This is a genomic window from Paraburkholderia bannensis (assembly GCF_014200455.1).
GTDB lineage: Bacteria > Pseudomonadota > Gammaproteobacteria > Burkholderiales > Burkholderiaceae > Paraburkholderia > Paraburkholderia bannensis_A.
Map to the genome: position 1 here is coordinate 208772 of NZ_JACHBW010000011.1, position 20048 is coordinate 228819.

Annotated in this window: 16 protein-coding genes; 10 read left to right on the plus strand and 6 right to left on the minus strand. The window is 65.3% G+C overall.

Annotated features, from left to right (window positions below):
• Nucleotide 1 precedes the first annotated feature (1 nt).
• The 4 genes from F4827_RS19785 to F4827_RS19800 all read left to right on the plus strand — a co-directional run bounded on the left by F4827_RS19785 (nt 2) and on the right by F4827_RS19800 (nt 7727).
• Entirely contained in the window at nt 2–3487 is a 3486-nt protein-coding gene (locus F4827_RS19785) for a DUF2126 domain-containing protein (protein ID WP_183726195.1), read from the plus strand.
• 62 nt (nt 3488–3549) lie between these two features.
• On the plus strand, nt 3550–6273 hold the full coding sequence (locus F4827_RS19790) for a circularly permuted type 2 ATP-grasp protein (RefSeq protein ID WP_183726197.1): 2724 nt from the start codon (nt 3550–3552) through the stop codon (nt 6271–6273).
• Nucleotides 6270–7154 (plus strand): transglutaminase family protein, encoded by an 885-nt coding sequence (locus F4827_RS19795; protein ID WP_183726199.1) that lies wholly within the window; start codon nt 6270–6272, stop codon nt 7152–7154. The genes F4827_RS19790 and F4827_RS19795 overlap by 4 nt, the downstream gene beginning before the upstream one ends.
• Nucleotides 7155–7217: 63 nt before the next feature.
• A complete protein-coding gene (locus F4827_RS19800; RefSeq protein ID WP_183726202.1) occupies nt 7218–7727 on the plus strand; it encodes a cupin domain-containing protein in 510 nt (169 codons plus the stop codon).
• A 31-nt stretch (nt 7728–7758) separates the two neighbouring features.
• On the opposite strand, the gene katG is transcribed toward F4827_RS19800, so the two are convergent.
• The 4 genes from katG to F4827_RS19820 all read right to left on the minus strand — a co-directional run bounded on the left by katG (nt 7759) and on the right by F4827_RS19820 (nt 10905).
• Complete coding sequence (gene katG / locus F4827_RS19805) at nt 7759–9933, minus strand: catalase/peroxidase HPI (RefSeq protein ID WP_183726204.1); 2175 nt, start codon at nt 9931–9933, stop codon at nt 7759–7761.
• A gap of 101 nt (nt 9934–10034) precedes the next feature.
• Entirely contained in the window at nt 10035–10337 is a 303-nt protein-coding gene (locus tag F4827_RS19810) for a hypothetical protein (protein WP_183726206.1), read from the minus strand.
• Between the two features lie 54 nt (nt 10338–10391).
• Nucleotides 10392–10550 (minus strand): hypothetical protein, encoded by a 159-nt coding sequence (locus F4827_RS19815; protein WP_183726209.1) that lies wholly within the window; start codon nt 10548–10550, stop codon nt 10392–10394.
• A gap of 97 nt (nt 10551–10647) precedes the next feature.
• Complete coding sequence (locus tag F4827_RS19820; RefSeq protein WP_233177908.1) at nt 10648–10905, minus strand: hypothetical protein; 258 nt, start codon at nt 10903–10905, stop codon at nt 10648–10650.
• Between the two features lie 489 nt (nt 10906–11394).
• On the opposite strand from F4827_RS19820, the gene F4827_RS19825 reads away from it, so the two are divergent.
• The 4 genes from F4827_RS19825 (at nt 11395) to F4827_RS19840 (ending at nt 14500) form a co-directional block, all read left to right on the plus strand.
• Nucleotides 11395–11964, plus strand: coding sequence for a thioredoxin (locus tag F4827_RS19825; protein ID WP_183726211.1), 570 nt, complete (start codon nt 11395–11397; stop codon nt 11962–11964).
• A gap of 307 nt (nt 11965–12271) precedes the next feature.
• On the plus strand, nt 12272–13051 hold the full coding sequence (locus F4827_RS19830) for an amino acid ABC transporter substrate-binding protein (RefSeq protein WP_183726213.1): 780 nt from the start codon (nt 12272–12274) through the stop codon (nt 13049–13051).
• Nucleotides 13052–13064: 13 nt separating this feature from the next.
• Nucleotides 13065–13742: an amino acid ABC transporter permease gene (locus F4827_RS19835; RefSeq protein ID WP_183726215.1), complete on the plus strand. Its 678-nt coding sequence runs from the start codon at nt 13065–13067 to the stop codon at nt 13740–13742.
• Nucleotides 13742–14500 carry an amino acid ABC transporter ATP-binding protein gene (locus tag F4827_RS19840; RefSeq protein WP_183726217.1) on the plus strand — a complete coding sequence of 253 codons (759 nt, stop codon included), beginning with the start codon at nt 13742–13744 and terminating at the stop codon, nt 14498–14500. Before F4827_RS19835 ends, F4827_RS19840 begins: the two co-directional genes overlap by 1 nt.
• Before the next feature lie 27 nt (nt 14501–14527).
• Here F4827_RS19840 and F4827_RS19845 read toward each other — a convergent pair whose 3' ends face one another.
• Nucleotides 14528–15415, minus strand: a complete 888-nt coding sequence (locus F4827_RS19845; protein WP_183726219.1) for a LysR family transcriptional regulator — start codon at nt 15413–15415, stop codon at nt 14528–14530.
• Between the two features lie 106 nt (nt 15416–15521).
• On the opposite strand from F4827_RS19845, the gene F4827_RS19850 reads away from it, so the two are divergent.
• Nucleotides 15522–16595, plus strand: a complete 1074-nt coding sequence (locus tag F4827_RS19850) for an alkene reductase (RefSeq protein WP_183726221.1) — start codon at nt 15522–15524, stop codon at nt 16593–16595.
• Between the two features lie 31 nt (nt 16596–16626).
• Here F4827_RS19850 and F4827_RS19855 read toward each other — a convergent pair whose 3' ends face one another.
• Entirely contained in the window at nt 16627–18309 is a 1683-nt protein-coding gene (locus F4827_RS19855; RefSeq protein WP_183726223.1) for an ABC-F family ATP-binding cassette domain-containing protein, read from the minus strand.
• A 459-nt stretch (nt 18310–18768) separates the two neighbouring features.
• Between F4827_RS19855 and F4827_RS19860 the strand changes: the two genes are divergently transcribed.
• Complete coding sequence (locus F4827_RS19860) at nt 18769–20001, plus strand: CynX/NimT family MFS transporter (RefSeq protein ID WP_183726225.1); 1233 nt, start codon at nt 18769–18771, stop codon at nt 19999–20001.
• Nucleotides 20002–20048 lie beyond the last annotated feature (47 nt).

Sequence of the window (20048 nt, forward strand, 5' to 3'; positions counted from 1 at the left end):
TGTGTCCATCCGTGTCGCGTTAAACCATGTCACGCAGTATCGCTATGACCGGCTCGTGCATCTCGCGCCCCATGTGGTGCGTCTGCGCCCCGCGCCGCACTGCCGCACGCCGATCCTCTCGTATTCGATGCGCGTGGAGCCGGCCGATCATTTTGTGAACTGGCAGCAGGACCCGTTCGCCAACTATCAGGCGCGGCTCGCCTTTCCGGAGCCGACGCGCGAATTCCGCGTCACGATCGATCTGGTCGCGGAAATGGCGGTCTACAACCCGTTCGACTTTTTCCTCGACCCGAGCGCCGAGCAGTTCCCCTTCGCCTACGCACCGGACCTGGCCGCCGAACTCGCGCCGTATCGGGTACGCAGCGAGCCGACGCCGCGTTTCGCCGCCTTTGTCGAGAGTATCGACCGCTCGCCGCGCGCCACGGTGGATTTTCTGGTCGAGCTGAACCAGCGGCTGCAGCGCGAGATCGGCTACCTCATCCGCATGGAGCCGGGCGTGCAGACGCCCGAGGAAACGCTGGAAACGGGCTCGGGCTCCTGCCGCGACTCCGGCTGGCTGCTGGTGCAGACGCTGCGGCAACTGGGCCTGGCAGCCCGCTTCGTTTCGGGCTACCTCCTGCAGCTCACGCCCGACGTCAAGGCGATCGACGGCCCTCAGGGCGCCGAGAGCGATTTCACCGATCTGCACGCCTGGTGCGAGGTCTATCTGCCGGGCGCGGGCTGGATCGGCCTCGATCCCACCTCCGGGCTGCTGGCGGGCGAAGGCCATATTCCCGTGGCCTGCACGCCGGAGCCGGGCAGCGCCGCGCCGATCTCGGGGTCGCTGGACGATTGCGAAGTCGAGTTCTCGCATTCGATGACGATTACGCGCGTGCAGGAAACGCCGCGCGTGACGCTGCCTTACACCGACGCACAATGGGCGCAGATGCAGGCGATGGGCGCGCAGGTGGACGCCGCGCTCGAAGCGTCGGACGTGCGCCTGACGATGGGCGGCGAGCCCACCTTCGTGGCCGCGAACGACCGCGACGCGCCCGAATGGAACACCGACGCACTCGGCCCGACCAAGCGCCGCTACGCCATCGCGCTGATGGACAAGCTGCGCAGGCAATACGGCGCGCACGGCTTCCTGCATATCGGCCAGGGCAAGTGGTATCCGGGCGAGCAATTGCCGCGCTGGGCGCTCTCGCTCTACTGGCGCGCGGATGGCGAGGCGTGCTGGCATGATCCGTCACTGTTCGCCGACGAACGCAGCAGCACCCACCACACCGCCGCCGACGCGCAGCGCTTTCTCACCCACCTCGCCGCGAAGCTCGCCGTCGATCCGCTGCACGTTCAGCCCGGCTACGAGGACACCTGGTACTACCTGTGGCGCGAACGCCGCCTGCCGGTGAACGTCGATCCGTTCGACTCGCGCCTGGACGACGAGATGGAGCGCGTACGCCTGCGCCGCGTGTTCGACGCGGGGCTCGACTCGGTCACGGGCTACGTGCTGCCGCTCGCGCGCGAACATCATCCGCAGCCTGCACTGCAAGGCCCGCGCTGGGTCAGCGGCCCGTGGTTCTTCCGTGACGATCGCATGTACCTGATCCCCGGCGATTCGCCGATGGGTTACCGGCTGCCGCTCGATTCGCTGCCGTGGGTCTCGGCGGCCGATTATCCGTGGCAGCATGCGCACGATCCGTTCGCCGCGCCCGCGCCCTTGCGCAGCGCTGCGCAATTGCGCATGCAGTATCGGGAAGTCAGCGCTGAGGCGGGGTCGGCAGGTTGCGCGGATCCCGCTGCCCTGGCCGAGGCCTACGCACCAGACGCACCGGACGCGCACAGCGCCGACGCCGCCCGCCTGCCCGCGCGGGGCGAATCGGCCTCCTGGATCCACCGCACGGCGGTGTGCGTCGAAGTACGCAACCCCGCCCGCGCGGCCGGCCCGCAAGTGGAAAACGCCTCCTTCGGCCAGGCGCAAGGTCAGCTTCACGTCTTCATGCCGCCGCTCGCCGCGCTCGACGACTACCTCGACCTGCTCGCCGCCGTGGAGGCCACCGCTGCCGATCTCGCGCTGCCCGTCGTGATCGAAGGCTACCCGCCGCCGCGCGACCCGCGGTTGAAAATGCTGCAGGTCACGCCCGACCCCGGCGTGATCGAGGTGAACATTCACCCGTCGTCGAGCTGGGACGAACTGGTCGAGCGCACCGAATTTCTCTACCAGGCCGCGCACGAAACCGCGCTGTCCACCGAAAAGTTCATGATCGACGGCCGCCACACCGGCACAGGCGGCGGCAATCACCTGGTCCTTGGCGGCGCGACGCCCGACGACAGCCCGTTCCTGCGGCGCCCCGACCTGCTCGCGAGCCTGGTGGCCTACTGGCACAACCATCCGTCGCTGTCCTACCTGTTCTCGGGTCTCTTTATCGGCCCGACCAGCCAGGCGCCGCGCGTGGACGAGGCGCGCAACGACCAGGTCTACGAGCTCGACATCGCCTTCGCCGAAATCCAGCGCCAGGTCGATCTGCTGCGCGGCTATGGGGAAGCCGCGGGTGGAAGCGGTGACAGCGACGGCGCCGCACGCGTGCCGCCCTGGCTGATCGACCGCGCGCTGCGCAACATCCTCATCGACGTGACAGGCAACACGCACCGCGCCGAATTCTGCATCGACAAGCTCTATTCGCCCGATGGCCCCACGGGCCGCCTGGGTCTGCTGGAGCTGCGCGGCTTCGAAATGCCGCCGCACGCGCGCATGAGCCTCGCTCAGCAACTGCTGCTGCGCGCGCTGGTGGCGCGTTTCTGGGCCAGGCCCTATACGCAGCGCCTCGCGCGCTGGGGCACCGCCCTTCATGATCGCTTCATGCTCTCGACCTTCGTGAAGATGGACTTCGACGATGTGCTCGCGGAAACCACGGCGGCGGGCTTCGCGCTCGATCCCGCCTGGTTCGCGCCGCACTTCGAATTCCGCTTCCCGCTGGTGGGCGAGCTGCACACGAGCGGCATCGCGCTCACGCTGCGCCACGCGCTCGAACCGTGGCACGTGATGGGCGAGGAAGGCTCGGCGGGCGGCACGGTGCGTTATGTCGATTCGTCGGTGGAGCGGCTGGAGGTGAGCGTGCTGGGCATCAACGAGAGCCGTCATCTCGTCACCGTCAACGGGCACGCGCTGCCGCTGCAACCGACCGGGCGCGCGGGCGAGAGCGTGGCGGGCGTGCGCTACCGCGCGTGGCAGCAGTCGGCGTCGCTGCACCCGACCATCGGCGTGCATGCGCCGCTCACCATCGATATCGTCGATAGCTGGAGTGGCCGCGCGATCGGCGGTTGCCAGTATCATGTTGCGCATCCGGGCGGCCGCAGTTATGAGACGCTCCCGGTCAACGCCTACGAGGCGGAAAGCCGGCGGCGCGCGCGCTTCTTCACGAGCGGGCACACGCCGGGCGCCTTCGATGCCGCGCCGCCCACGCGCAGCCTCGAATTTCCGTTCACGCTGGATTTGCGGCTGCCTTAACACCGCTTCAACCATTTAGCCCCACTGCGAACGCGCCCGGAAGACGGGCGCGTCACCTCATCTTGCCGATCCAGACCACCCTGCCGTTCGATGCCGCCGCCCATGACGAAGAGGGCCGCGCGCCGCTGCGCACGCTGCCCGTGCGCAGCGGCCACTGGGACGAACTGAGCACCCCGGACGGCGGGCTGCGCGAGCCGTGGCAGCAGTTCTTCGGTCTGCTCGACAAGGAGGGCGTGGCGGGTCTGGACAGCGCGGCGGCCTCGGTGGCGCGCCAGGTCCGCGAAAACGACATCACCTACAACGTCTATGCCGATCGCGGCGGCCCGCGTCCGTGGGCGCTCGACGTGCTGCCGCTTCTGATCGGCGAGGACGAATGGGCGCTGATCGAGCGCGGCGTGGTGCAGCGCGCGCGCCTGCTCAACGAGATCGTCGCCGATGTCTATGGGCCGCAAACCCTGCTCGCGCGCGGCCTGCTGCCGCCCGCGCTGGTGTTCGGCCATCCCGGCTATCTGCGCGCGGTGAAAGGCTTCGTGCCGCCCGACCGTCAATATCTGCAGATCGTCGCGCTGGATCTGGCGCGCTCGCCCGAGGGCCAGTGGACCGTGGTGTCGCATCGCACGGAGGCGCCTTCGGGCCTTGGCTATCTGCTCGAAAACCGCCTGATCGTTTCCAGCCTGTTCGCCGAGCCGTTTCGCGCCATGCGCGTGCACCGGCTCGCGCCCACGTATTCGCAACTCGTCGCCACGCTCGCGGCGGCGGCGCGCGCGCTCATGCGCAACGGCCCCGACGACGGACGCGGCGCGAACGCCTCGCCGCATATCGTGCTGCTCACGCCAGGGCCGTACAGCGAGACTTATTTCGAGCACGTCTTTCTCGCGCGCTACCTCGGCCTGACGCTGGTCGAGGGCAAGGACCTGACGGTTCGCAACGACATGCTGTACCTCAAGACGCTCGGCGGCCTGGAGCGCGTGCATGCGGTGCTGCGACGGCTGGACGACACCTTCTGCGACCCGGTCGAATTGCGCGCGGATTCCACCATCGGCGTGCCGGGCCTGCTGCAGGTAATGCGCGCGGGCAACGTGATGGTGTCGAACGTGCCGGGCGCGGGCTTTGCCGAATCGCCCGCGCTGCACGGCTTCATGCCCGCGATGGCGCAGGCGCTGCTGGGCGAAGCGCTGGCGCTGCCGGGGGTGGCGACCTGGTGGTGCGGCGAGGACGCCGCCTGGCGCGACGCGCAGACGCAATTGAGCGAGGCCCTGCTGCTGCCGACCTGGCCGCGCGGCCAGGGGGGCGTAGCCAGCGTAACAAGCGTAACGAGCGCAGCGGGTGCGACCAGCACGGCACCGGGGCTCGCCGCCGGGCCGCAATCGCTCGACGCCTGGCGCGAGCGCATCGGGCAGTTGCCCGACGCCTTCACGATCCAGCAGCCGCTGCGCTACAGCTACACGCCGCGCTACGAGAGCGGCGCGGGCATGCTGGGCGCGCGGCCCGCCGTGCTGCGCGTCTACGCCATCGCCGATCCGGAGTGCGGCTGGCGCGTGCTGCCGGGCGGCTTCACGCGCCTCGCGGCGGAACTGAGCGGGCAACCGACGGGCAAGCATCAGGAATCGGTCTCGATGCAGGCGGGCGGCAGCAGCGTCGATACCTGGGTGCTGTCGAGCCAGCCCGGCACGGCATTCTCGCTGCTGCCGAGACCCATGAAGCCCGGCGACCTGCGCCGCGAACAGCGGCGCGTACCCAGCCGCGCCGCCGAAAACCTGTTCTGGGCGGGCCGCTACGGCGAGCGCGCGGAAAACGGCGTGCGCCTGTGCCGCCTGATCCTCGGCTCGCTGGAAGGCAGCGACGCGGGCGAGCTGTCGGGCACCTTCATCGAACTGGCCGCCGCAAGCGGCCTCGTGCCATCGGCGAGCGGCGATGTGCGACGCGGCCTCGACGCCTTCGAGCGCGTGCTCGTCGCCAATCTGCATGAAAACGCGGGCCATGGCGGCAACGCGAGCATCGGCCAGACACTCGCGGGCCAGGCCTACGCGTGCGGGGAAATTCGCGGCCGCCTGTCGAGCGACCACTGGCGCAACGTGCTGGCCTCGCGCAACGACTTCCGCGACGCGCTGGCGGCATTGTCGCTTTCGCCCGCAGCGGCATCGACATCCGCGCGCGCCGACGCCGTCACGCCGCTGCGCCGCCCTTCGCCCTACGACCGCATGGCGCTGATCCGCGCACTCGACACGCTCAGCACGCAACTGAGCGCGATCAGCGGCTGCCAGGGCGACCGCATGACCCGCGACGAAGCATGGCGCCTGCTGTTTGCAGGCCGCCATATCGAACGGGTCGCCGCCATGGCCACGATGCTGCGCATCGCCGCGCAGGAGCGCACGCTCGCCACGCCGGCCGGTTTCGACGTCATGCTGCAACTATTCGACAGCACGCTCACCTATCGCTCGCTCTACCCTGGACGCCTCGAAGTGCCCGCCCTGCTCGACCTGATCGTGACCGATCCCACCAATCCGCGCGGACTCTACGGCGTGTATGGACGCCTGCGCACGCGCCTGGACGAGATCGCCCAGGCGGCGGGCGGCCCGCGCCGCGAGCCGTTCGCTTCGCAGCTCGCGCCCATCGAGGCGCTGCCCACGCTGGAAGCACTCTGCGAGCCCGGCGACGACGACCGCTATCCCGCGCTGGTCGCGCTTTGTGACAGCCTGGCCGCGCGCATGGCGGCCACCTCGAACGAAATCAGCGCGCGCTGGTTCAGCCACGCCACGCCGGCCGCCGCGCAGGTGTGGTCATGAGCGACACGCGCCTGACGGTCACGCACCGCACGACTTATCGCTATTCCACGCCGGTCGAGACGGCCCAGCACCTCGCCACGATCACGCCGCTCGAATTGCCGTGGCAAAGCGTGCTCGCGCACCGCTCGGCCATCGAGCCCGCGCCCTCATACCAGACCAGCCGCAGCGATGCGTTCGGCAACGAAGTCTTGTACTTCTCGTTCGATGCGCCGCATAGCGATCTGCAGATGACGAGCGAAACCACGGTGCTGCTGAGGCCGCGCCATGAGACGCTGGACGCCGCCGCTACGCCCGCATGGGAGAGCGTGGCGCACGCGCTGCGTTATGAAGCGGGCGGCGCGTTTCATCCGGAGTCCGAATTTTGTTTTGCGTCGCCGAATATTGCCTTGCTGCCAGCGCTGCGGGCATACGCGCTCGAAAGTTTCGCGCCTCGCGCCAGTGTGCTCGAAGGTGCGATCGATCTGATGCAGCGCATTCACGCGGATTTCGACTACAAGCCCACGGCAACGGCCTTCGACACCCCCGCAGCGCGCGCCTTCGAATTGCGGCACGGCGTGTGCCAGGATTTCGCTCAGGTGATGATCGGCTGTCTGCGTTCGCTCGGCCTGGCGGCGCGTTATGTCAGCGGCTATCTGCGCAACGATCCGCCAGCGGGCGCGCCGCCGATGATCGGCGCGGATGCCTCGCATGCCTGGGTATCGCTCTTTGCGCCGACGCTCGGCTGGGTCGATCTCGATCCGACCAATGACGTGCTCGTCGATCAAGGGCATGTGACGCTGGCGATTGGCCGCGATTACACAGATGTGTCGCTGTTGCGCGGTGTGATTCTGGGCGGCGGCGCACATCAGGTCGAGGTGGCGGTGCAGGTGAAGGCGGAATAAGGCAAAAAAGGGCGCGGCAAAGCCTGTGCAATACTGCCTCACGCCCCCACAGGAGACGACCCTATGCAACGCCCCAGCTTTATAAGGCACTGGACCGAGCTAGAGAACCCGCAAGCCGGCCGCTATGAGGACGATAAGGAGAACAACGCGGAATTGATGGGCCTTGGCGCGCCGTTGGCCAGAAAGCTTGGTCTCACGCGCATTGGCATTCATCATGTGCGGCTGCTGCCGGGCCGCAGAACTTCCTATCCGCACGCGGAAAGCGCGGAAGAAGAATTCGCGTATGTAGTCGAGGGCACGCCCGATGTGTGGATCGACGGTCATCTGCACCGCCTTCAGCCCGGCGACTCCGTGGGATTTCCCGCGGGCACCGGCATCTGTCACACGTTCCTGAACAACACGAGCGAGGAAGTGCGCCTGATCGTGATCGGCGAAACCACGAAGGAGGAGAACCGCATTCGCTATCCGCTCAACACGGCTTACGAAGCGACGCGCAAAGATAAATGGACCGATTGGCCTGAGAGGCCCATCGGTCCACATGATGGCAAGGCGAAGGTCGAGCCACTCGAATAACGCTGGCTGCGACCCTCGCCAAAGCGAGCGCTTACGCCAGATCGAAACGATCCGCGTTCATCACCTTGGTCCAGGCGGCAACGAAGTCCTTCACGAACTTCTCCTTCGCATCCGCGCTCGCATAGACTTCCGCGAGCGCGCGCAGCACCGCGTTCGAACCAAACACCAGATCCGCGCGCGTGCCGGTGTACTTCACCTCGCCGCTCTTGCGGTCGCGTCCTTCGAAGCGCTCCTGGGAGGCATCCACTGCCTTCCACTGCGTGCCCATATCCAGCAGGTTGACGAAGAAGTCGTTGCTAAGCACGCCGGGCTTGTCGGTCAGCACGCCGTCCTTGCTGCCATCGGCATTCGCACCCAGCACGCGCAGGCCGCCGATCAGCACGGTCAGTTCCGGGGCCGTCAGCGTGAGTTGCTGGGCCTTGTCGATCAGCAGCGATTCCGTCGACGGGCCATCCTGCACCTCGCGATAGTTGCGGAAGCCATCGGCCTTCGGTTCGAGCACGTTCACCGATTCCACATCGGTCTGATCCTGGCGCGCATCCACGCGGCCCGCCACGAACGGCACCGACACCTTCACGCCCGCCGCCTGCGCAGCCTGCTCGATACCGACCACACCGGCGAGCACGATCACGTCAGCCAGCGACGCCTTGCCCGACGCCTGCTGGATCGCCTGCAGCGTGGGCAGCACGGCAACCGCGGCCTTGTTGACGGCCCAGTCCTTCTGCGGAGCGAGCGCAATGCGTGCGCCATTCGCGCCGCCGCGCTTGTCGCCGCCACGGAACGTCGACGCCGACGCCCACGCGACCGAGACCAGTTCGCTCACCGAGAGACCCGATTGCGCGATCTTCGCCTTCAGATCGGCGATATCGGCCGCGCTCGGGTGGTGGATCGGCGCGGGCAGCGGATCTTGCCAGAGCAGATCTTCCGACGGCACTTCCGGGCCGAGGTAACGCGCCTTCGGGCCCATATCGCGGTGCGTGAGCTTGAACCACGCACGCGCGAAGGCTTCGCTGAAGGCCTGCGGATCGTTGAGGAAACGGCGCGAGATTTTCTCGAATTCCGGGTCGAAGCGCAGCGTGAGGTCGGTGACCAGCATGGTCGGCTTGCGCTTTTTCGACGGGTCGAACGGATCGGGGATGATCTCCGGCGCGTCCTTGGCTTCGAACTGGATCGCGCCCGCGGGGCTGCGCGTCTGCGTCCATTCGTACTTGAAGAGGTTTTCGAAGAAGTAGTTGCTCCACTGCGTGGGCGTCTGCGTCCAGACCACTTCCAGACCCGAGGTGATCGCGTCCGCGCCTGCACCCGAACCATAGCCGCTATGCCAGCCCAGGCCCTGCGCTTCGAGCGGCGAGCCTTCCGGTTCCGGGCCGACGTTCTCTGCCGGGCCCGCGCCGTGGGTCTTGCCCAGCGTGTGGCCGCCGGCGATCAGCGCGACGATTTCCTCATCGTCCATCGCCATGTTGCCGAAAGTCGCGCGAATCGCGGGCGCCGCCGATGCCGGGTCGCCGCTGGCGTTCGGACCTTCCGGGTTCACATAGATCAGGCCCATTTCCGTGGCCGAGAGCGGGCTCTTCGCGAGCGTTTCCGGATTGCGGTGCGTGAGCCACTTCTTTTCCGTGCCCCAGTTCACATCCATGTCCGGTTCCCAGACGTCTTCGCGGCCTGCCGCGAAGCCGAAGGTGCGAAAGCCCGCGTTTTCCAGTGCAACGTTGCCGGCCAGCACGATCAGGTCGGCCCAGGAAATCTTCTGGCCGTACTTCTGCTTGAGCGGCCACAGCAGACGGCGCGCCTTGTCGAGGCTGACGTTGTCGGGCCAGGAATTGAGCGGCGCGAAGCGCTGCTGGCCACGGCCCGCGCCGCCACGGCCATCGGCCATGCGGTAGGTGCCGGCGCTATGCCAGGCCATGCGGATAAACAGACCCGCGTAGCTGCCCCAGTCGGCCGGCCACCACTCCTGCGAGTCGGTCAGCAGCTGGCGCAGATCGGCCTTCAGTGCGCTGTAGTCGAGCTTCCTGAATTCAGCGCGGTAATCGAAATCTTCGCCGAGCGGGTTCGAACGGTTGGAATGCTGGTTGAGCAAATCGACGCGCAACTGGTTGGGCCACCAGTCGAGGTTTGCAGTGCCGCCGCCGGCAATCGGCTTGGCAGCGGCATGGAACGGGCATTTGGCTTCATCGGGCGTGGGTGTATCGATGGGCGTGCTCATGTGTACTCCATTCGCGTGGGGGAAACGCCCTAATATATCCGTTACGGCAGATTGACCCCAATTGAACGTCTGTATCCGGGCGATAGGCGCACGCCAGCGCCTCAATACATCGAAGCCAGAGAGCGCGTCTGTGGCGCGGCGCGGCTCTTCTCCTTCGAAGCCGGCTGGTTTTCCTTGCGGGTGCTGTCGAGCTGATCGAGACGGCGCAGCAGTTCCTTCGCCTGTTTGTCGATATGCATCGGCAATTGCGGCATGACCTGAATCGCCCGCACTCGCGCGCGCCAGTAGCCCAGACCGATCACGGCGTTGGCTTCGGTCTGGCGCACGAAATCGGCCGAGCGTTCGAGATAGCCGAGAACATTGCGGATATGCAGCAGATCGCGCTCTGCAAATTCAAAGCTCACGATGGATTCCCCGTTGTTGGTATCGATTGGCTGGTGTCGATTCAACGCCGCGCACTAACGACGCGAGCGCGACCACTGCCACCATTCGTGATGGTCGAGATTGCGTAAAAGATCGGCGCGCCGGCGCTCGCGGCGATAATGCGCGACCACGCCGATCGTCGCGATGAAGAGCACGACCGTGCCCACGCCCATACCCAGCCAGGACTGTTCCACTTCAGCCTCCTCGGGTTATCCGTCGGTTATGCGCCGGTTATGCGGGTCTGCTGCCACGGTCTGCATTCACCGCGACAGGGACCGGCAGTCAACGCGATCAGGCCCCGCGCGCGAAGGCCCGCAGCACCGCATCACCACGCTGGGTCACGCGCAGCAGCGGCTGGCCCGATTCCGGCGGTTCGATCTCGACCAGTTGCAGATCGCGCAGCGCGCCCAGTTCGAGACAGTCAGGCCCGATATGCTCGGTCGCATCCTTGACCAGCAGCAGAGTGGAGAGCTCGTGATGGCTCAGCATGGCGTCACCTTCGCCAACATCGAACGCGCTGCGCCAGCCATCGTGTGCATGGAAAGCCATGCATCGTGCGAGGTGGCAGCGTGATTTTGATCAGGATTACTCATGACTTGCCTCCATCAGAGTCATCAACAAGCGCGGCCGCTGCCACTGCGGCCTATGACCGGCATGCGTCGTTTGCGAGCGCAGGAATCTGCGTTGTGTCTGCGTTGTGTCTGCTAACTGCCCGCTTACCCGATCTCCGAACGCCACCTTCGCCGATCTAGAGATTTCATTCTAACTTTGTTAAATCTTGGTTTTTATGACCCCCTAGCCAGGAGTTTCCCCAATGTTCTGTCAGGGCTTCCTGAGCGTGTGAGAGATACGGGCTGATGCACACGTTTTAGCTACAGAAAGAAAAAAATCCGGTCAAAACAGCACCGGATGTTCGGGCGTCGGTTCGCCACAAAGGACGGAAAAACAGAGCGTAGAAGCCTGCTTCCCGGCGTTCTGCGCCCGCAGCAGCGAGAATGCCGAATCCCTACCCGCAGCGACACAACAACCGGAAAAACCATGACCCAATCCGATTCCACCCCACCCGCCTGGCACGCCGATCCGCTCACGTGGGGCCACGGCCCGCACATTTTCGAAGTCTTTCTGGAGCCGACCTGCCCGTTCTCGGTCCGCGCCTTCGGCAAGCTCGACGCGCTGCTGGAAACTGCCGGAGCCGGGCGTGTCACTGTGAAGATCCGCCTGCAATCGCAACCGTGGCACATGTATTCAGGCGTTATCGTGCGCTGCATTCTCGCGGCTTCGACCCTGCCCGGCGGCAAGGAAAGCGCAAAGGCAGTGATGGCCGCCGTGGCGGCGCATCGCGAGGAATTCGAGTTCGAGCGCCATTGCGGCGGCGCCAATATGGACGCGACGCCCAACGACATCATCGCGCGCATCGAGCGCTATAGCGGCCTCGCCTTGCGCGAAGCGTTCGCCATTCCCGGTCTCGACAGCGAAGTGAAATGGCACGCGAAGTACGCGCGCCAGAATGGCATTCATGTATCGCCCAACTTCATGATCGACGGTATTGTCGATCCGAAAATCGGCAGCGGCGATGAAGTGGCGGCGTGGGCCGCGCGTTTGCGCTAAAGGCGCGTGAACGTGCGTATTTCGCCAGGCACGATCGCCGGGCACGAAGTGGAATTTAATCGCACAGAAGCAGGTCGGCAGCATGTCGCCACGCAACTCGTGCATTCGCTCTCGCGCCGCCCCTTCGCCGGGGCGACGTTTTCTCCGTTATATTCCACCCGTGTATATCTATAGCGAATCATCGCTTTTGTGCCTGGACGCGCGATCAGTAGAATCTGACGACTCGTTAAACGAGCCCGGTATCGAAGACCTGTCAAAGACTCGTCAAAGACCGTTTAAAAAGTCAACCCACTCGCGAGTTTCGACCATGAAAGCCATTCGCTCAGTACTGCTCGCCGCACTCCTGTCGGCGGTTGCCGCCGCGCCGGCATTCGCCGCCGATGAACTCGCCCAGATCAAGTCTTCCGGCGTGTTCCGTGTCGGCACGGAAGGCACTTACGCACCCTTCACCTATCACGACGAGACGGGCAAACTGACCGGCTTCGATGTGGATATCGCTTCCGCCATCGCGCAGCGTCTGGGCGTCAAGCCGCAATTCGTCGAGGGCAAGTGGGACGGCCTGATCGCCGGCCTCGACGTGAACCGCTACGACGCCGTCATCAACGAAGTCTCGATCACCGACGCGCGCAAGGCCAAATACGATTTCTCGACGCCGTATATCGCCACGCATGCCGTGCTGATCGTGCGTTCGGACAATACGACGATTCATTCCTTCGACGACCTGAAGGGCAAAAAATCGGCCAATACGTTGACCAGCAACTTCGGCAAGCTCGCCGCTTCGCATGGCGCCGATGTCGTGCCGGTGCAGGGCTTCAACGAATCGATCGATCTGCTGACTTCGGGCCGCGTCGACGCCACGGTGAACGACTCGTTGTCCTTCCTGGACTTCCAGAAGCACAAGCCGGATGCGAAGCTGAAGATCGCCGCCACCGACACCAGTTCCGCCGACGATCAATCGGGCGTGCTGATCCGCAAGGGCAACCCGGAACTGCGCGAAGCCATCGACAAGGCGCTCGCCGACATCAAGGCCGATGGCACCTATGCGCGCATTTCGCAGAAGTACTTCGGCAAAGACGTTTCGCAATAAGGCGGGTTGAGCGATGCCGGCATGGCTGCATCTGATGGGGCAATCGCTATGGCCCCTGCTTTACGCGGGACTGGTTTTCACCGTCCCGCTTACCCTGGCATCGTTCGCATTCGGGATCGTGCTGGCCTTTTTCGCAGCGCTCGCGCGCCTGTTCGGGCCGCGCTGGCTCGTGGCGATCGTGCGGTTCTATATCTGGCTGTTTCGCGGTTCGCCGCTGCTTGTTCAGTTGTTCGTCATCTTCTACGGACTCCCGAACGTTGGCATTGTGCTCGATCCGCTGACGGCCGCGATCATCGGCTTCTCACTCAACGTGGGCGCCTATAACGCCGAGGTCATTCGCGGCGTGATCGAATCGATACCGCGCGGACAATGGGAAGCCGCCTATTCGATGAACATGACGCGCGCACAGGCGCTGCGCCGGGTGATTCTTCCTCAGGCCACGCGCGTGGCGCTGCCGGCGCTGTCGAATTCGTTTATTTCGCTCGTGAAGGACACCTCGCTTGCGGCAGTGCTTACGGTGCCCGAGATCTTTCAGGCTGCGCAGCGCATTGCCGCAGTCACCTACGAGCCGCTGATTCTTTATTCCGAGGCCGCATTGATCTACCTGGTTTTCAGTTCCGTACTCTCGCATGCGCAAGGACGGCTCGAAGCGCGTTTTGGCCGCCATGCCCTGTTCTCGGCGGGGCGCTGATGATCCGGCTCGAACACCTTGGCAAATCATTCGGCGAGCATCGTGTGCTCAACGCAATCGATCTGACGCTTGACGCCGGCAGCGTCACGGCGTTGATCGGCCCTTCGGGCAGCGGCAAGAGCACCCTGCTACGCTGCATCAATCTGCTGGAAATGCCGGATGAGGGTTCGCTCGCCATTGGCGATGCGCGTATCGACTTCACGCCTGGGCGTAACGTTTCGCACGCGGAAATCGCCGCCGTGCGTCGGCACACGGGCATGGTGTTCCAGAACTTTCAGCTCTTTCCGCATCTCACCGTGATCGAGAACGTGATGGAGGGGCTCGTCACCGTGCTCAAGTGGGACCGCACGCGGGCGCGCGAAAGGGCGCAAGCGCTGCTGGACAAAGTCGGCATTGCGAGCAAGGCCGATGCATGGCCTTCGACGCTTTCGGGTGGCCAGCAACAGCGCGTGGCCATCGCCCGCGCGCTGGCCCCCTCGCCTCAGGTACTGCTGTGCGATGAGCCTACTTCCGCGCTCGATCCCGAACTGTCCGCCGAAGTCGTGGACGTGCTGCGGAAACTGGCGCAGGAAGGCACGACGATGCTGATGGCCACGCACGATCTGCGCCTCGCGGCGTCGATTGCGCACGATGCCGTGTTTCTCAAGGATGGTGCGATCGTCGAAGCCGGGCCATCGAGCGAACTGTTTGCGCGGCCGCGCGACGCGCGCACGGCGCGATTCGTTTCCACGCTGACGCAGACGAACACGCTTTCGTGAACGCTTTGTCGTGAACGCCTGCGCGCCCTACCGCGCCAGGCGCGCTTGCAGAAATTCGATAAAGCGCTGAACCTTGGCAGGTAAAAGCCGGGTCTCCGTGATCGCGTAGATCGGCACGGCGTCGCCGTGCCAACCCGGCAGCACGGGGCGCAACGCTCCGCTGGCCAGATCGTCGGCAACGACATCCTGCGGCATCAGCACGATGCCTCTATCAAGCACCGCCAGGCGGCGAATCATGGCGACGCTGTTGAGCGCGAAGCGCCCACTCACAGGCACCGTGATCGAACGCCTGTTTGAAGCTTGATCCGCATGCATTGTCCATTCGGATGCCTTAAGAATCGTCAGACATTCATGATTGACGAGATCGGCGGGCTTGGCGGGCTCGCCTGCGCGCTGCAGATAACCGGGCGAAGCAAACAGATACGGCTTGAGTGAAGCCAGCGGCCGCGCAATCAATTGCGAGTCTTCCGGTTCGCCGATCCGCAGCGCCACGTCAAAACGCTCGCTCACGAGATCGATACGCCGTGAGGTGAGGTCGAGATCGAAGCTGATGCCGGGATATATCGCGGCAAACTCCACCAGCAGCGGCGCGAGATAGGTGACGCCGAAATCCACCGGCATCGACACGCGCAGCACGCCGCCAGGCTGCGCAAGCATTTCGCCAAGTTGCTCGTGCGCAAGCCGCGCTTCTTCGACGATGCGCTTGCAGCGCTCGAAGTAAAGCTGCCCGGCCTCGGTCAATTCGATCCTGCGCGTGGTCCGGTGCAGCAGACGCAAGCCGATGCTTTTCTCCAGCGCGGAAATTCTTCGCGACAGCGTCGAATTCGGTATGCCCACCGCCTCGGCGGCGTGGCGAAAGCCTTTGGCTTTGACGACCTCCACGAACAAGGCCATGTCATTGAGGTAATCGTCCATCTGCATTGCTCCATTGATGGATCAATGATATCCGATACACCGGGTTTATCTCTTTTGCGAAGCAGACGATGATGGTTGCGTCTCCACTCCATTCGAGGAACTCATCGTGAGCACCTTATTCGAACCCGTTAATGTTGGCCGATATACCCTGAAGAACCGCCTGGTCATGGCCCCGATGACCCGCTCGCGCGCCCAGTACGACGGCACGCCCGGCGCGCTGGCCGTCGAGTATTACGCGCAACGCGCAAGCATGGGCATGATCATCACGGAAGGCACGCAGCCCTCGGCCGACGGCCAGGGCTACCTCTCGACGCCGGGCATCTACACCGACGCACACGTCGCAGGCTGGAAAAACATCGCCAACGCCGTGCATGCGAAAGGCGGCCACCTGTTCATCCAGTTGATGCACGCCGGGCGCATGTCCCATCCCGACAACACGCCTCATCACCGTGCGGCTGTTGCGCCGTCGGCCATCGCGCCGGGCGCGGGGATGTTCACGGCGACGGGCATGCAGGATATTCCGGTGCCGCGCGCAATGAGCGTCGAGGAGATCCAGCAGACGGTCGCCGATTTTGCCTTCGCCGCACGCCGCGCGATCGAGGCCGGCGCGGACGGCGTCGAGATTCACGGCGCCAACGCCTATCTGGTTCAACAGTTCTTTGCCCCGAGTGCCAATACGCGCACCGATCAATACGGCGGTTCCATCGAGAATCGCGCGCGCTTCGCGATCGAAGTCGCAACGGCGATCGCGCACGAGATCGGCGCGGATCGCACCGCGATTCGCCTGTCTCCGGGCATGGCGCTGTGGGGCATCGACGAAGGCGCGCAAGGACCTGCGCTTTACCGTTACCTCGTGAGCGAACTCAACAAGCTGGGGCTGGCGTGGCTGCACATCGCCCATCAAGGCGACGAGCCGCTGCTCGCAGACATTCGCAGACTGTGGACCGGTACGTTGATGCTGAATCGTCCCGGCAAAGCGCGCGAGCAGGTGGGCGCGGATATCGCCTCGCAGATTGCGGATCTCGAATCCTACGGCGCGATGGTGCTGGCGAATCCGGATTTCGTCGAACGCATCAAGACGAATGCGCCGCTGAACGAAGCGCGCCGGGAAGGCTTTTTTGGCGGCACGGAAAAGTTTTATACGGACTATCCGACCTTGAGCGAAGCCCCTGTCGAGTGAGTCGCCATCTCGCGCCTGGCGGGCGCTGGCCTCAGGCGCAGACCTTCTGCTCCCCGGCCGCCGCCTCCTCGCGCATGCGACGGGCTTCTTCGCGCAGAAACTGCTGGTAATCGTCGAGGTCGCCGTCGAAGGGTTCGACGCCGCCTTTGGTGACGAGCCAGAACTCGTCGCATACCGCGCGCAACAGGGAGCGGTCGTGGCTGACCAGCAGCACGGTGCCTTCGAACTCGTTGAGCGCCACGCCCAGCGCTTCGCGTGTGGACAGGTCGAGGTGGTTGGTCGGCTCGTCGAGCACCAGCAGATTAGGACGCTGCCACACGATCATGCACAGCACGAGGCGCGCCTTCTCGCCGCCGCTCATGGTGCCGACCGCCTGATGGACCATGTCGCCGCTGAAGTTGAAAGTGCCCAGGAAGGTACGCAGTGATTGCTCCGTACCGCTCTGGCCGGGCGCGCGCATGCCCGGCGGCGTGTCCTTGGCAAGGCGGATCATGTGTTCCATCGGCGTGTCGAGCGGACGCAACACGTCGAGTTCCTGCTGCGCGAAGTAGCCGATGTTCAGGCCCTTGCCTTCGCTGATCTCGCCGCCAATCGGCTTCAGCTCGTGCGCCACCGTCTTCACCAGCGTCGACTTGCCCTGACCGTTGGCGCCTAGAATGCCGATGCGCTGCCCCGCCAGCACGGACCGGTTGATGCCGCGCACGATGACCGTCGGCGGCGTGCCCGCCGGCGCGTCGGCTGGCGCCGGGTAGCCGAAGCTCGCGTCCAGCATCGACAACAGCGGGTTCGGCGTGTTGAGCGGCTCCTTGAACTCGAAGCTGAACTCCGCATCGGCCAGCACGGGGGCAATCTTCTCCATGCGTTCGAGCGCCTTGACCCGGCTCTGCGCCTGCTTCGCCTTCGAGGCCGTGGCCTTGAAACGGTCGATGAACTTCTGCAGGTGGGCGATCTTGTCCGCCTGACGGGCCATCGAGGCCTGCTGCAAGGCCATCTGCTCGGCGCGCATTTCTTCGAACTTGCTGTAGTTGCCGCCGTAACGCACGAGCTTGGCGTTATCGACGTGCACCGTCACCTGCGTCACCGCGTCGAGGAATTCGCGGTCGTGGCTGATCACGACCATGGTGCCCTGATAGCGCTTGAGCCAGGCTTCCAGCCACACCAGCGCGTCGAGGTCCAAATGGTTGGTTGGTTCGTCGAGCAACAGCAGGTCGGACGGGCACATGAGCGCGCGCGCCAGTTGCAGCCGCATGCGCCAGCCGCCCGAGAAACTGTTGACCGGCTGATCGAGCTGCGCGGCGCTGAAGCCCAGCCCCAGGATCAGCGCCTGGGCGCGTGCGGTGGCGTCATGCGCGCCGGCATCGTGCAGGGCCATATAGGCGTGCGCCATGCGCATGCCGTCGTCGCTGGCCTCGGCGGCGGCCACTTCGGCCTGCGCGGCCAGCATGACGGTGTCACCCTCGATGACGAACGCGGTCGCACTTTGCTCCGTCTCCGGCATGTCCTGCGCGACCTGGCCCATCTTCCACGCGGCGGGAATCGAGAACTCGCCGCTGTCTTCGTGCAGCGTGCCGTTGAGCAGGCCGAAGAAGGACGACTTGCCGGCGCCGTTGCGGCCAACCAGGCCAATTTTTTCGCCGGGGGTGAAGGTGACGGACGCGTTGTCGAGTACGACGTTGACGCCGCGGCGCAGGGTGACGTTACGGACGGAAATCATAAGGGGCTACTTCGGAGAGGACACGCATGATAGCCCAATGGGCGGCGAGGGCTGGGGTTTTTGTGGGGGCGGCGGGCCTGCAGCGGGCGCGGACGCCGGCGCGCGAGGCCTTGCGAATGCAGGGTCAGGACAGAGTCACGAAAGGGTCGGGACAGGTTCAGCCGCCTTTCGCTAACCCACCCCCTCTAAAAAACGGCTCCCTGCAGCTCCCCGCTTTGCCGTTCTATTTTAATTCTCACCAAATAGTTAATATTCGCAAATCAAGGAGCACCGCAACGAGAATACCAACCCCGTTGAAAAATCGCGTTTATTACTGCTTTCGCAATGCTCAATTGCGGTATTTAAACCGAAAAAAAGCCTCCACGTAAACCCCTATCGGTAACTACCTGGTTAATTCCATACACTGCGGGCTTCAGTACGGAAGCCGCGGTATCGCGCCGCGGCAAAGCAAGACCTGCGATGAATACCCGCCTCCTGCCGCCCCGGGCGCAAACCGCCGTCCCCACCCGGCGCACGGCCCACAGCCTGCTCGCCCTGATCGGCATCCTGCTGGTCGCCGCCAATCTGCGCGCGGCCGTCGCTGCGCTCTCGCCGATCTACGATCTCATCTGCAAGAGTTATCTGGTTTCACCACAAGCCCAGGGCGTGCTCGGTTCGCTGCCGGCGCTGGCGTTTTCGGTATTCGGCTGCTGTGCGCCGGCCATCAACCGGCGGCTCGGCCTGGAGCGCGGCATCGCGCTGGCCATGCTGCTGGTCTGCGCGGGCGACATGGGCCGCGCGTGGCTGTCCGGGTCGGTCTGGAGCCTGGGCATGTTTTCGCTGATCGCGCTCGGCGGCATGGGCATGGCCAACGTGCTGCTGCCCGCCACGATCAAGCGCTATCTGCCGCAACGCATTGGCGCGATGACGGCCGCCTACTGCATCATGTCGGCCGTCGGCGCGGCGGCGCCCTCGCTGCTCGCGGTGCCCGTCGCGCATCTGTTCGGCTGGCGCGTGTCGGTGGGCGCGTGGTCGCTGCTGGCCGTGGCGGCAGCGCTGCCCTGGCTCCTGCTGCACCGGCCGCGAACCGCAGTACGGGGCGCACGCGACGGCGGGCTCGCGCGGCTGGCGTTGCGCTGGCCGCAAACCTGGGCGCTGGTGGTCGTGTTCGCGGGCGGCGCGTGGGTGATGTACGCCCTGCTCGCCTGGCTGCCGACGATGCTGGTGCAGACAGCCCACGTCGCCCCCGCCCACGCGGGCGCGATGCTCGCGCTGTATAGCCTCGTCGGGCTCGCGCACAACCTCGTGGTGCCGAATCTGCTCGCCACGACGCGTCGGCCCGAGCGCGTGGTGATGGTCGCGGCGGCCTGCACCGTGGCTGGCACGCTGGGCCTTGCGTATTGCCCGCAACTGGCGCTGCTGTGGGTGATCCCGGCGGGACTGGGCGCGATGGCGATCACCATCGGCCTCACGCTCATCAATCTGCGCAGCCGCACCGAAAGCGGCACCACGGCGCTCAGCGGCGTCATGCAGGCAATCGGCTATCTGATCGCTGCGTCGGGACCGTGGATGACCGGCAAGCTCCATGCGCTCAGCGGCGGCTGGCTCGCGCCCTGCTGGCTGATGGCGGCCACCGGCGTGCTGATCGGCATCGCGGGTTTCGCGGCGACGCGCCAGGGGTTTCTGGAAGACCGCGCCGCGCAGGCGCAATAAGCTTTCGCGCGCGGCGCTGTCGTGCGTTTTGGTCGCCGGGTTTCGTC

Coding starts and splice junctions, on each gene's coding strand:
- F4827_RS19860 (WP_183726225.1), top strand. CDS start 18,769: ATGAATACCCGCCTCCTGCCGCCCCGGGCGCAAACCGCCGTCCCCACC.
- F4827_RS19835 (WP_183726215.1), top strand. CDS start 13,065: ATGCCGGCATGGCTGCATCTGATGGGGCAATCGCTATGGCCCCTGCTT.
- F4827_RS19800 (WP_183726202.1), top strand. CDS start 7,218: ATGCAACGCCCCAGCTTTATAAGGCACTGGACCGAGCTAGAGAACCCG.
- F4827_RS19820 (WP_233177908.1), bottom strand. CDS start 10,905: ATGGCTTTCCATGCACACGATGGCTGGCGCAGCGCGTTCGATGTTGGC.
- katG (WP_183726204.1), bottom strand. CDS start 9,933: ATGAGCACGCCCATCGATACACCCACGCCCGATGAAGCCAAATGCCCG.
- F4827_RS19845 (WP_183726219.1), bottom strand. CDS start 15,415: ATGGACGATTACCTCAATGACATGGCCTTGTTCGTGGAGGTCGTCAAA.
- F4827_RS19825 (WP_183726211.1), top strand. CDS start 11,395: ATGACCCAATCCGATTCCACCCCACCCGCCTGGCACGCCGATCCGCTC.
- F4827_RS19795 (WP_183726199.1), top strand. CDS start 6,270: ATGAGCGACACGCGCCTGACGGTCACGCACCGCACGACTTATCGCTAT.
- F4827_RS19840 (WP_183726217.1), top strand. CDS start 13,742: ATGATCCGGCTCGAACACCTTGGCAAATCATTCGGCGAGCATCGTGTG.
- F4827_RS19830 (WP_183726213.1), top strand. CDS start 12,272: ATGAAAGCCATTCGCTCAGTACTGCTCGCCGCACTCCTGTCGGCGGTT.
- F4827_RS19855 (WP_183726223.1), bottom strand. CDS start 18,309: ATGATTTCCGTCCGTAACGTCACCCTGCGCCGCGGCGTCAACGTCGTA.